The following is a 12,258-nucleotide window of genomic DNA, read 5'->3' as shown; positions in this document are numbered from 1 at the left end:
CCCGTGCACCCACCGTCGACCGGATTGGAGGACAATGCAGGCCTGATCACCCGCAGGAGCCACGCCCATGATGGAGCGTTACGACGTCGGACCGCGCATGTCCGAAATGACCGTGTACAACAAGGTCGCCTACCTCTCCGGCCAGATTCCGGAAGACACCAGCCAGGACATCACCGGACAGACCCGGCAGGTGCTGGCGGAGATCGACAAGCTGCTGGCACTGGTCGCCAGTGATCGCCAGCATGTGCTGCGCGCGGAAGTGTTCCTGGCCGATATCGCCGACTTCGACGGCATGAACAAGGCGTGGGACGAGTGGGTGGTCGAGGGCGCGACCCCGGCCCGCGCAACCTTCGAAGCCAAGCTGGCCCACGCCGAGTGGAAGGTCGAGATCGTGGTGACGGCGGCCGTGCCGTAACTGCGGGATGGGGTCGGATCCCTTTCCCGCGGAAAGGGATCCGACCCCTGTTACAGGGGCAGCAACTCGATGCAGTCCACCGGGCACGGCGGAATGCACAGTTCGCAACCGGTGCACAGATCGGCAATGACCGTGTGCATGTACTTGGCGCCGCCGACGATGGCGTCCACCGGGCAGGCCTGGATGCACTTGGTGCAGCCGATGCAGTCGGCTTCCACGATCAGCGCCACCTGCGGCACCTTGTGTTCGCCACGCGAACGATCAACCGGAATGGCAGGCACGCCCAGTACCTGCGCCAGCGCGCGCGCGCCGGCATCGCCGCCCGGCGGGCAGCGGTCCACGCCCACCTCGCCGCGCGCCATCGCCTGCGCATACGGGCGGCAGCCGTCGTAGCCGCACTGCCCGCATTGGGTCTGCGGCAGCAGGCGGTCGAGGCGTTCGGTCAGGGGCGGGATCAGGCTCATGCGTGGCGAAGGCTGCGCGTCGGGGTTACTTCAGGGGTTTGCCACGGAACCAGCGCTCGTGGGCCAGCGCCAGCATCGGCTTGTCTTCGGAACTGTCACCGTAGGCATGGATGCGCACGTAGCGCGACAGATCGAACTGGCGACGGATGTGCTCGACCTTGCGCGGGCCGCAGTCGCCACCGGCATAGCGACCGGTCAGGCGGCCGTCCTGGCTTTCCAGCCGGTTGCAGATCAGCTGCAGGCCCAGCTGCTCGCACCATGGCCGCAGGTACAGGTCCAGCGAGCCGGACACGATCACCACGGTATGCTGCTGTTCCCTGTGCCAGCGGATCTGCTCCAGCATTTCCGGGCGCACCACCTCGGGCAGGAACTCACGCGAGAAGCCTGCGGCCAGCGTGGCGATGTCATCGCTGTGGCGGTTGCTGAAGGTCAGGCGGGTGACGCGTGCACGGATGCGTTCGGCCGAGATCAGTTTCAGCTTGTATGCGGCCAGCCACGGTCCGACCTTCCACCACGCCTGCGCCAGCTGTTCGGCGGTGGCCACGCGGCGCAGGAAACGGCCATAGGTATCGCAGGTGGTCACGGTGTGGTCGAAGTCGAACAGCGCCAGTTCCATTCCATTGCTTCCCATCGCGTTGCCTCCGCTGGCCGATGCTGCCGGCAGGCGCGGCGGTGGCCGCGCCCGCTGCAGGCATCAGCGGACCGGCATGCCCGGCTGCGCGCCGCTGTCGGCGTCCAGCAGCGCCAGCGCGCCGCCGTCGAAACCGGCCGACAGGATCATGCCTTCGCTCAGGCCGAAGCGCATCTTGCGCGGGGCCAGGTTGGCGATGAACACCACGCTGCGACCGACCAGGGCTTCCGGCTCGCCGTAGCTGCCACGGATGCCGGAGAAGATCTGGCGCTTGCCCAGTTCGCCGGCATCCAGTTCGAAGCGCAGCAGCTTGTCCGAACCTTCCACGAACTCGCACACCAGCACCTTGCCGATGCGCAGGTCGAGCTTGGCGAAATCGTCGATGCCGATATAGGCCGGAGCATCGGCGCTCTTCGCGTCGTCCTTGGCCGGGGCCGGTGTGGCCGGCTTGGCGGCGTCGGTCCTGGCGGCGGGGGCGGCAGCGGCGGCCGGCTGCAGGGTGTCCTTGGAGGCGTCGATCATGGCGTCAATCTTCTTCGGGTCGATACGGGTGAACAGCGGGGTGTAGTCGGTGATGCGGTGGCCCAGCAGCGGCTGTGCCAGTTCGGTCCAGTCATTGACCGGCGCGGCCAGGAAGGCCTCGGCCTGCGCGGCGGTGGCCGGCAGCACCGGCTTCAGTGCGGTGACCAGCACGCGGAACAGGTTCAGGCCCTGGCTGCACACGGCCTGCAGCTGCGCGTCGGCGCCTTCCTGCTTGGCGATGACCCACGGCTTGACGTCGTCGATGTAGCGGTTGGCTTCGTCGGCCAGGGTCATGGTCAGGCGGATCGCCGCAGCCGGGTCGTTGCGCTCGTAGGCTTCACGGATCGGCGCCAGGCCGTCGACGAAGCGCTGGTACTGCGCCGCGTCGGGCAGCTGCGCGGCCAGCTGGCCGTCGAAGCGCTTGCTGATGAAGCCGGCGCAGCGGCTGGCCAGGTTGACGAACTTGCCGACCAGGTCGGCGTTGACGCGGGCGATGAAATCACCCAGGTTCAGGTCAAGATCGTCGACGCCACCGCCGGACTTGGCGGCGTAGTAGTAGCGCAGCGCTTCCGGCTCCAGGCCGGCATCGAGGAAGGTACGCGCCATCACGAAGGTGCCGCGCGACTTGCTCATCTTGGCACCGTCCACGGTCAGGTAGCCGTTGACGTGCAGGCGGGTCGGCGCGCGGTGGCCGGTACCGTGCAGCACCGCCGGCCAGAACAGGCCGTGGAAGTTGACGATGTCCTTGCCGATGAAGTGGTGCAGTTCGGTGGCGGTGCCGGCGCGCAGGTGCGCTTCGAAGTCTTCGCCGAGCTTGCCGCACAGGGTCTGGAAGCTGGACAGGTAGCCGATCGGCGCATCCAGCCAGACATAGAAGTACTTGCCCGGCTGGCCGGGAATCTGGAAACCGAAGTACGGCGCATCGCGCGAGATGTCCCACGCGCGCAGGCCACCTTCGGCGTTGAGCCACTCACCCAGCTTGGCCTTCACGCCCGGCAGGGCGACATCGCCGGCCAGCCATTCGCGCAGGAATGCATCGAAGTGGCCCACCTCGAAGAAGAAGTGCTCCGAATCGCGCATTTCCGGCGTGGCGCCGGAGATGACCGAACGCGGCTCCTTCAGGTCGGTCGGTGCATAGGTCGCGCCGCAGACTTCGCAGTTGTCGCCGTACTGGTCGGGGCTGCCGCAGTTCGGACAGATGCCCTTGACGTAGCGGTCGGGCAGGAACATGCCCTTGGCCGGGTCGTAGAACTGGGCGACCGAACGGCGGCTGATGTGGCCGGCCGCTTCCAGCTTCAGGTAGAACTGCTCGGTCAGTGCCTTGTTGGCCGCCGAGTTGGTCGAGTCGTAGTGGTCGAAGGCCACGCCGAAGGCGGCGAAGTCACGTTCGTGGCTGGCCTGGATGTTGGCGATGAAGGTTTCCGGGGTGACCCCGGCCTTTTCCGCGGCCAGCATGATCGGCGTGCCGTGGGTGTCGTCGGCGCAGACGAACCAGGCCTTGCCGCCGCTCATTCGCCGCGCACGCACCCAGATGTCGGCCTGGATGTAGCCGACCAGGTGGCCCAGGTGCAGCGGGCCGTTGGCGTAGGGCAGGGCGGTGGTGACGAGCGCGGTACGGGTCATGGTCGCGGGGTGAAGCCGAGGGGAACCGCAGAGTATCGCATGCCCGCAACGACGTGACCCGGCCGGGGCCGGGTCACGGGGATGAAGCGGGGGCCGGGGCGCTTACTCGCGCTGCCAGGTCTGCGCGCGGCAGATGAAGGCGATGCAGCCGGACACGTCCAGCCTGGTGCCACCCGGCTGCAGCTCCATCTTCGACTTGTAGGTCTTGCCGTTGGCCGGGTCGAGGATGGTGCCGCCGGACCACTTGTTGGCGCCATCGGCCTTCAGGTTCCAGAGGATGGTCATGCCCTTCACCGGCTTGTTCCTGTTGGCGCCTTCACATCCATCGCAGACCGGGTTCGGGCCCTTGTCCGAGTGCAGGATGTCGACCACCTTGCCGGTCAGGGTGCCGTTGGCGGCTTGGCTGATCTCGACGATCGACTTCACCTTGCCGGTCTTGTCGTCGATGGTCTTCCAGCGGCCGGCGGCGCCGTCGGCGGCCTGGGCCGACAGGGCGGCCAGGCACAGCGGCAGTGCCAGCAGCAGGGTCTTGAAGGTGTTGCGCATGGTCCCCTCCCAGGGTTCATTCCGGCACGGTGCCGGCATGGGTCGACTGTATACCCATTCGGCGGGGTATGGGGAAGGGGGGCTTTGCAGGGCTGCGCCCTGCACCTGCAGAGGCAGCCGCAACAGCCGGAGCAACAGCAAAAGCGGACTTGCTGAGGGATGGCGGGGCACTGTGGGTTTGCGGGGCCGCCGTAAACCCGTCCCTGGGGGCTTGGTCGCCGCATCCATGCGGCTCACACCCCGCAAACCCACAATGCCCCGCCTTCGACAGTTTCCGGCGATCTGCCGGTGCTGGTGCGGTTGGCGGGTGTCGACCTTGGTCGACACAGATCCATGCCATGCGTGGATGACGTTTCCGGTGGCGGCGATGGGGTCAGATCCCTTTTCCGTCGGAAAAGGGATCTGACCCCCGGGGACGTCAACCGGCTTCGTACAGCTCCAGCGGCAGGTCGTCGGGGTCGGCGAAGAAGGTGAAGCGGCGGCCGGTGTACTCGTCCACGCGGATCGGTTCGCACACTACGCCGTGCGCTGACAGGCGCTGGATGAAGGGTTCCAGCGTGGCCACGCGGAACGCGAGGTGGCGCAGGCCCTGGGCTTCCGGGCGGCTGGGACGGGGCGGCGGCGAGGGGAAGGAGAACAGTTCCAGCTGGCCGCCGTCGGGCAGGGCCAGGTCCAGCTTCCAGGAATCGCGCGCGGCGCGGTGGTTCTCGGCCAGCACGCGCAGGCCGAGGATGCGCACGTAGAAGTCTTTTGAACGTGCGTAGTCGCTGCAGATCAGTGCGGCGTGGTGGATGCCCAGCAGGGCACCGGAATCGGCGGTCATTGCAGGGTGTCCAGCCAGCGCTGGGCGATCTTCAGCGCCAGCGGATAGGGTTCGGGGTCGTTGCGGTTGGTCAGAACGATCACGGTCAGGTGTTTTTCCGGGTGGCGCACGATCACGTTGCGGAAGCCGATGCTCTCGCCGCTGTGCCATTGCACGGGGCCATTCAGCCGCCAGCCGAACCCGTAGTGCGGTACATCCGGTTCGGGCGTCGATGTGGCGGGGCTGAACATCGCGCGGCGCGAGGCCTTCGACAGCAGGCGGTCGTCGTACAGCGCCGCATCCCAGCGGGCCAGGTCGTCCAGCGAGGAATAGATGCCGCCATCGCCGAGCACGGCGCTGGTGGTGCTCTGGTCGGTGCGCTGCCAACGGCCATCGATCCAGCTGTAGCCATAGGCGCGTGCGGCGATGGTATCGATGCCGTCCTGATGGGCCACGGTGTGGGCCATGCCCAGCGGGCGGAAGATGCGCTGTTGCAGGAAGGCTGCGAAATCCTGGCCGGAGGCGCGGCCGACGATCAGTGCCAGCAGCGCATAGCCGCTGTTGCTGTAGTGGTACTGCGTGCCGGGCGCGAAGTTCAGCCGGTCCTGGCGCGACAGCAGGGTCAGCACATCGGCGTCATGCACCTGCCGAGCATCAGCCGGGTCCATCAGGTCTTCGTAGTCGGGCAGGCCACCGGTATGCGAGAGCAGCTGGCGGATGGTGATGGCGGCCGCAGCCGGGGGCAGTTCGGGCAGCCATTGCCGGGCAGGTTGGTCCAGCCCGAGCCGGCCATCTTCCACCAGCAGCAGCACCGCCGCAGCGGTGAACTGCTTGCTGACCGAGGCCAGCCGGAAGTTGCTGGCCGCGGTGACCGCCGTGCCGTCCTCCACCACCGCCAGGCCATAGCCGCGCCGGAATACCGGTTTGCCGTCATGCAGCACCAGTACGGCGGCGCCGGGCACCTGGCCGTCGTAGGCCTGCATCAGGCCGTCGATGCCCGCATCCGGTGGGGCCAGCACCGGTGCGGCAACGGTGGCCAGCGGCAGCAGGCCCAGCACGGCGGCGAACAGGGCGACGGCAGGACGCATGGCGGCTCCGGAAGGCTCAGGGTGACGGGGCGGGCGTGGCGCTGGCCGGCTGGGCCATCCAGCGTTCCATCTTGCGGTCCAGCACGTCCAGCGGCATCGAGCCGTCCTTCAGCAGTTCGGCGTGGAAGCGGCGCAGGTCGAAGGCGGCGCCCTGGCGCGCCCTGGCCTTGTCGCGCAGGGCGACAATGGTGGTCAGGCCGGCCACGTTCGACAGTGCCTGGCCAGGCTGGGCCATGACCCGCTCGACTTCGGCGTTGGCATCGTCGCTGCTCATGTCCACGGTCTTCTGCAGGTAGGTGACAGCCTGCTGCTTGCTCCAGCCCTGGGCATTCACGCCGGTATCGGCCACCACGCGGGCGGCGCGCAGCAGGCGCGAGTACAGGTAGCCGATGCGGTCGTAGGGATCGGTGTAGATGCCCAGGTCCTCGCCCAGCGTTTCGGCGTACAGGCCCCAGCCTTCGACGAAGGCGAGATCGCCACCGAGGCGGCGGAAGCGCGGCAGCTTGGCCAGCTCCTGCTGCAGGCCCAGCTGCACGTGGTGGCCGGGGATCGCTTCATGCAGGTACTGCACCGGCACGTTCCAGCGCTTGCGGCCGGGCAGGTCGCGGGTGTTCACGTACAGCACCGCGGATTGCCCGGGCAGTGCCGGCTGGTAGGCAGCGGCAGCGGCGGTGAGCGCACGCTCCGGTTCCACCGCGCGTACGTCCAGCGGCGCCTTCGGCAAGGTATCCAGCACCTGCGGCAGGCGTGCGTTGACCTGCTGCTGCACCTGGCGGTAACGGTTGATCAGCGCATTGGCATCGCCGTACTGGAACTGGCGGTCGTTGCGCATGCTGCGCAGCAGCTTGGTGGGGGTGCCGCGCAGCTTGGCATCCTTCATCACCGTGGCGATCTGCGCCTGCAGTTCCTGCACGCGTTGTTCGCCCAGCGCGTGCAGCTGCGCGGCGGTCTGGTCGCTGGCGGTGGTCTGCACGATCAGGCTGGCGTACCAGGCCTGGCCATCGGGCAGTGCGCCCAGGCCGCTGCTGGCGCGCGTGGCCGGCAGGTATTCGGTGGCGATGAAGCCGCGCAGGGCGCGATAGGCCGGCATGATGCGCAGTTCGATCATGCGCTTGTACTCGGCGCTGATGCGCGCCTTGTCCTCGGCCGGGATGGTGTTGGGCATGGTGCGGATCGGCGACCAGAAGATGCTCTCTTCGGCGGTCGGCTTGATCACCGCATCCAGTTGCGGCAGCACTTTTTCCATCAGGTCGCGCGGCTGTACCACGCCGGCCTTCATGCCTTGGCGCATGTTGTCGATGGCCTGGTCGAACAGTTCGGGAATGCCCAGCGAACGGCGCGACCAGGTGTCGTAGTCCTGCACGGTGTTGAATGGCTGCGCGCCGGCACCGGCACCGAGGATCGCCATGATGCTGCCGATGTTGTAGTACTGGCTGATCGGCATCATCCAGCCCGGGTAGCGCTCGGCGGCCAGCGAGGCGCGTGCGTCGCGCACGAAGATCTCGTAGCTGAGCAGGTCCTGGCCCTGCAGGCCATCACTGCCGAGCTTCTCGACCTTGCCCAGCCATTGCGTAGTGAAGTCGTGCGACTGCTGGCGCCAGGCGGCGGACAGGATGTTGGGCAGCTGGTCGTTGTAACGGGATTCGCCTTGGAAGGTGGCCTGCAGCGGGTTCAACCGCATCGAGGCATCCCAGTACTCGTCGTACAGGCGCTCCAGCTGTACCTGCTTGGGTACGGCACGTGCCGGCGCGACCGGACGCGGCGCGGCGCGGCGTGCCGAACTGCCACGCGCCGGCGCGGTGGCGCGGGCGGGCTTGGCCTTGGGCTTGGCAGCCTGGCGGGTCTGCGCGGCGGCAGGGCGGCTGGCCTTCTTTTTCGCTGCTTCGGCCGACGGCACGGCACTGAACAGGAACAACGCGGCGATGGCGGCGGCCAGGGCGCGGGTGGGATGCGGCATCAGGAGCTTCCGTGGAACACAGACCGTGGAGCTTGCACGATCCGGCCGCGTACGGCCAGCGTGAAGGCGCAGTCAGCTTGCCGCCGCTGGGGCTTCAGTCAGCCGCCGCCGCCGCGCGCAGCGCAGCGGCCCTGTCTGCGCCCAGATAGCGGGTGATCGCACGCCGCATCAGGTACAGCAGCGGAATCAGGGCAATTGCAAAGCCCATCTTGTAGATGTAGTTGACGCTGCTGACGGCCAGGAACAGCGAGGTCGGCCAGTGCTGCGGGCCGAGCACGAAGGCGATCCAGATCACCACGAAGCTGTCCACCACCTGCGAGATCGCGGTGGACCCGGTCGCACGCAGCCACACGTGGCGCTCGCCGGTGGCCTGGCGGATGCGATGGAACACCGCCACGTCGATCAGCTGGCCGAGCAGGAAGGCCACCAGTGAACCGGCGATGGTCCACATGCCCTGGCCGAACACCGCTGCGAATGCGGCCTGGTAGTCCGGCACGCCGTGCCCGTCCATGGAGGTGACCCACCAGCTGGCCGGCGCCAGCGAGATCGCCGCGAAGGCGAACAGGAAGCCATAGGCGATCAGGACCACGGCCAGCCACGAGATGAAGCGCACGCCGCGCTTGCCGAAGAACTCGTTGATGGTGTCGGTCATGATGAACACCACCGGCCATAGCAGGGTGCCGGCGGTGAAGCTGAGCGAACCAGTCTGGCCGAACAGGTTCCAGTTCAGCGGATCGATGCCGAGGGTGTCTTCCAGCGCGAAGATCTTCACTCCGATCAGTTCGGCCAGCACCGCATTGCCGCAGAAGAACGCAGCCAGCACGATGAACAGCAGGACCGCGCGGTCCTGCAACGGGCGCTCGATCGGCGCCGCGGTCATTCGCTGCGATCGCCGGCGCGCGTGAACGGAACGCTGGACGGCGCGACGGCGCCGCCGGAAATGATGAAGCTCATGGCCTGGTCGACGGTCCAGTCGGTCGGGGTCAGCAGTTCCACCGGCACGATTTCCAGGTAACCCGAAGTCGGGTTCGGCGTGGTGGGCACGTACACCGCGGCCAGTTCACGGTCGGTGCCGTGTTCCTTGATCACGCGGGTGACCAGCCCGACCGACTTCATGTCGCGGTGCGGAAAGTCGATCAGCACCACGCGCTGGGTGCTGCCCGGTTCGGTCTGCAGCATGTCCAGCAGCTTCTTGGCGCTGTCGTAGATGATGCTGGCCAGCGGAATGCGCTTGATGACCGCGCCGACCCAGCGCAGCAGGCGCTGGCCCAGCACGCGGCGGCTGGCCACGCCCACCGCCAGGATCACCAGCAGGGTGGCCAGGAGGGCGATGGTGTTCTGGATCCACTCGGCCCGGACCCAGCCGAGGTAGTGCGGAAAGCTTGTCGCGATCTGCTCGGAAAGTGGCACCACCAACGGGCTGGAAATGCCCGACAGCAGCACGAACACGAACTTGACCACGACCCAGGTCAGCCAGATCGGCAGCAGGGTCAGCAGGCCGGTCAGGAACAGGCGCTGCAGGGAGGGGCGGGGGACCAGGGCGGGGGCTTCGAGCGACATGTGCGCATTGTAGCGGTCACGGCCGCTCGATTACGCTGGGCAATCGACTGCGGCAACGGCACATGGAAGGGAAGCTGTGTTGAAGATTCTGCGCGGACTGGGTTGGACCCTGGCAGGCCTTCTGGTGCTGGCCATCGTGGTGTGGTGCGCCTCGCGCATGTGGCCGGTGCCGGAATCGCGGCTACAGGCCCAGCAGCGCCTGCAGGCCCGCCTGCCTGTCCACGGCCACAACGGTTTTGCGCTGCTGTGGACGCTCGCGTTCGACGATCTGGACGCGCGCCAGCGCGAACAGGCCCTGGCCCGCGACGTGCAGCGTTGGGAGGCCGATCCGCGCGGCAATAGCGGCGCCGGACCGCAGCTGGCGGAGGACCATGACGCGCTGCGATCACGACCGGCGGCCAGCTGCGGGCCGACCGCCAGTGACTGCCTGGGCCAGGTGCGCGCCGACCCGCAGCGCTTCGTCGATGCCCACGCTGGCCACCAGCAGCTGCATGCGCGCCTGGAGCAGCTGGCCGATGCGGACCACTTCGTGTCGCCATTCCGGCCCAAGGGCGACGGCATCCTGGTGCCGATGCCGACCTATGGCCTGATGATCGATGCCACCAGCGCACGCGCGCTGGCCTATGTGCAGGGCGATATCGACGGTGCGCTGCGTGGCAGTTGCAGGGGGCTTCAGCTGGGCCGGCGGCTGGTGACGGGCGGCAGTTACCTGGTGGAGAGCATCATCGGTGCAAGCCTGGTGCAGGCCAATGCCCAGCTGCTGGCCGACATGCTGGTCGAACTGCCGGCCGACCATCCGTTGCCAGCGGAATGCGACCAGGCAATGCAGCCGATGCTGGCCGCCGAACAGAGCTTGTGCCGTGCGATGCAGGGTGAGTACGCGATGAGCCGGGCTGCGATCGAAACCTCGGCGCAGGAATTCGGCGGGGTGCTGGTACTGGATCGCAGCAGTACCCTGGCGCGCGCGGCGGGCAATCTGGGCTGGGCCTGCGGCGCGGCGGCGATGGCGGCGCTGGAAGCGGATCGCCCGCTGCCGGTGCCGGCACCGCCGCAGCATGACTTTGGCTGCCTGTCGAACATCCTGGGGTGCGTGCTGACCGATATTGCCCGCCCGGTCTATCCGGCCTATTCGTCACGGACCCAGGATGCCGCCGCGATGGTGCGGCTGATCGGCGCGCAGCGCTGGCTGAGGCAGCAGGCGCAGGATCCGGTGGATGCGCTGCAGCGCCTGCCTGCGCAGTTCCGCTCGCCGGTGCGGGCACCGCAGCTGTCGGCCGATGGCCGCCGTCTGCAGGTGCCGCGGCGTTCACCGTCGCGCAGCACCGACGAGAGCCCATGGCTGTCGGTGCCGCTGGTGATGGAGAACGCCCCGGCCGCTGCTGCGCGCGATTGAGCAGCGTCTCAGTCGCTGCCCGCCAGCGGATCGAATGCCCAGCCATCACCGATGGTCTGCAGCGTCCAGCGGCGGCGGCTGTGCAGGGGCTCCCAGTGCACGCTGTCCTTGTCGTCCTCGATGCTGCCTTCGCTCCGCTTTACCCTGCCAGTGGAGAAGTTCACGCTCACCGACTCGGTCTGCCCGGAATTGCGCATCACCGAATTCTGGTCGTAGCCGATCAGCGCAAAGGCATCGTCCTGCCAACGGAAGGTAAAGGCGGTCGTGCCCATTGACCAGCTGCCCGCGCTGGCGAATGAAAACAGTGCGACCTTCAGGGTGCCCCGCTGGATGCTGACGCCGCCGTCTTCGAGCGGGTCGCTCATCACCGGATTGTCCGGGCGTGGTATCAGCTGGTGGTCCTGCACCGCCAGCACATAGCCTGACGGGCGCGACCACGCCACGGCGAGAATGCGCGGGTTGCTGTCGTACGGCGAGGGACCCAAGCCATCGTGCTCGATGACGTTGCGTGGCGCCTGCTGACGCAGCACCAGCGCCAGGTCCGCGCGGCCATCCTGGTCGAGATCGCCTTCGACACTCGATTCAAGTGCCCAGCCCTGCGGGACGAAACCGGCGGCATTGGCCGCCTGGGCCGGCAGCGTCGGATATTGCACCGGTGGCAGGTCGAGGGCGTGGGCGGTGAAGGACAGCAGGGTCAGCAGTGTGGCAAGCGCATACGGGCGCATCGGAGCCTCCATGGCAGGGAGGCCGAGGATAGCGCGCGCGTGCTGGATCAGCGTGCGTGCGGCTTCAACCGCAGGTACACCTGCTTGCGTACCTGGGCGACCACTTCGCCGCTTTCGTCGACGACATCGTTGCTGAACCAGCGCAGCACCTTTTCGCCGCCGGCCGCTTCGGCACGCAGTTCGGCCAGCAGTGCATCATCGATGCGGAACGAAGTGCGCACCGTGCCCCGGCCAGGCTTGAGGAAATCGATCGCACCGGCCCGGTCCCACACGTAATAGTCACGGCCGAGGATGTGCAGCAGGCCCAGCATCCAGAATGGATCGGTCATCGCGAACAGGCTGCCGCCGAAATGCGTGCCCACGTAATTGCGGTTCCACGGCCGCAGTCGCAGTGCCACGTCGATCTGCCGGTAATCGGGCGTGATCCGGGTGACGTGGATGCCGGTGAACAGGAACGGCGGCCAGAGGTTGATGCCGAAGCGGAACAGGCGGGCGTTCATGCGGGTCCGGGGCGCGAGGCGAGGTGCCCAGT

13 protein-coding genes are annotated in these 12,258 nt (G+C 67.7%); 2 read left to right on the top strand and 11 right to left on the bottom strand.

The window, feature by feature from the left end; all coding sequences use genetic code 11:
* Window positions 1-67: 67 nt before the first annotated feature.
* A complete protein-coding gene (locus QP609_RS15220; protein ID WP_005418155.1) occupies window positions 68-415 on the top strand; it encodes a RidA family protein in 348 nt (115 codons plus the stop codon).
* Window positions 416-465: 50 nt separating this feature from the next.
* Here QP609_RS15220 and rnfB read toward each other — a convergent pair whose 3' ends face one another.
* The 9 genes from rnfB to QP609_RS15175 all read right to left on the bottom strand — a co-directional run bounded on the left by rnfB (window position 466) and on the right by QP609_RS15175 (window position 9,608).
* A complete protein-coding gene (rnfB, locus tag QP609_RS15215) occupies window positions 466-879 on the bottom strand; it encodes an Rnf electron transport complex subunit RnfB (protein ID WP_197621755.1) in 414 nt (137 codons plus the stop codon).
* A gap of 25 nt (window positions 880-904) precedes the next feature.
* Window positions 905-1,495: an HAD family hydrolase gene (locus QP609_RS15210; protein WP_032958670.1), complete on the bottom strand. Its 591-nt coding sequence runs from the start codon at window positions 1,493-1,495 to the stop codon at window positions 905-907.
* 78 nt (window positions 1,496-1,573) lie between these two features.
* Window positions 1,574-3,655, bottom strand: coding sequence for a methionine--tRNA ligase (gene metG, locus QP609_RS15205; protein ID WP_014647960.1), 2,082 nt, complete (start codon window positions 3,653-3,655; stop codon window positions 1,574-1,576).
* Window positions 3,656-3,757: 102 nt separating this feature from the next.
* Window positions 3,758-4,201, bottom strand: a complete 444-nt coding sequence (locus tag QP609_RS15200; RefSeq protein ID WP_032958676.1) for a DUF2147 domain-containing protein — start codon at window positions 4,199-4,201, stop codon at window positions 3,758-3,760.
* Between the two features lie 418 nt (window positions 4,202-4,619).
* Window positions 4,620-5,024 (bottom strand): VOC family protein, encoded by a 405-nt coding sequence (locus QP609_RS15195; RefSeq protein ID WP_014647959.1) that lies wholly within the window; start codon window positions 5,022-5,024, stop codon window positions 4,620-4,622.
* Window positions 5,021-6,091 carry a serine hydrolase domain-containing protein gene (locus QP609_RS15190; protein WP_014647958.1) on the bottom strand — a complete coding sequence of 357 codons (1,071 nt, stop codon included), beginning with the start codon at window positions 6,089-6,091 and terminating at the stop codon, window positions 5,021-5,023. The genes QP609_RS15195 and QP609_RS15190 overlap by 4 nt, the downstream gene beginning before the upstream one ends.
* Before the next feature lie 16 nt (window positions 6,092-6,107).
* Window positions 6,108-8,048 carry a DUF885 family protein gene (locus tag QP609_RS15185; RefSeq protein WP_197621679.1) on the bottom strand — a complete coding sequence of 647 codons (1,941 nt, stop codon included), beginning with the start codon at window positions 8,046-8,048 and terminating at the stop codon, window positions 6,108-6,110.
* Window positions 8,049-8,142: 94 nt separating this feature from the next.
* Window positions 8,143-8,928, bottom strand: coding sequence for a queuosine precursor transporter (locus QP609_RS15180; RefSeq protein ID WP_014038042.1), 786 nt, complete (start codon window positions 8,926-8,928; stop codon window positions 8,143-8,145).
* On the bottom strand, window positions 8,925-9,608 hold the full coding sequence (locus QP609_RS15175) for a DUF502 domain-containing protein (protein ID WP_014647956.1): 684 nt from the start codon (window positions 9,606-9,608) through the stop codon (window positions 8,925-8,927). The genes QP609_RS15180 and QP609_RS15175 overlap by 4 nt, the downstream gene beginning before the upstream one ends.
* 76 nt (window positions 9,609-9,684) lie before the next feature.
* On the opposite strand from QP609_RS15175, the gene QP609_RS15170 reads away from it, so the two are divergent.
* Window positions 9,685-11,001 carry a hypothetical protein gene (locus QP609_RS15170; RefSeq protein ID WP_197621678.1) on the top strand — a complete coding sequence of 439 codons (1,317 nt, stop codon included), beginning with the start codon at window positions 9,685-9,687 and terminating at the stop codon, window positions 10,999-11,001.
* A gap of 8 nt (window positions 11,002-11,009) precedes the next feature.
* On the opposite strand, the gene QP609_RS15165 is transcribed toward QP609_RS15170, so the two are convergent.
* Together QP609_RS15165 and QP609_RS15160 are read right to left on the bottom strand one after the other, a co-directional pair.
* On the bottom strand, window positions 11,010-11,726 hold the full coding sequence (locus QP609_RS15165; RefSeq protein WP_014647954.1) for a hypothetical protein: 717 nt from the start codon (window positions 11,724-11,726) through the stop codon (window positions 11,010-11,012).
* 47 nt (window positions 11,727-11,773) lie between these two features.
* Entirely contained in the window at window positions 11,774-12,226 is a 453-nt protein-coding gene (locus QP609_RS15160) for a DUF4442 domain-containing protein (protein WP_014647953.1), read from the bottom strand.
* Between the last annotated feature and the right edge of the window lie 32 nt (window positions 12,227-12,258).

The organism is Stenotrophomonas sp. 8(2023) (assembly GCF_030345295.1).
Lineage (GTDB): Bacteria > Pseudomonadota > Gammaproteobacteria > Xanthomonadales > Xanthomonadaceae > Stenotrophomonas > Stenotrophomonas muris.
Note: the sequence above shows the minus strand (reverse complement) of the source record. Positions and strands in the feature narration are given on the sequence as shown.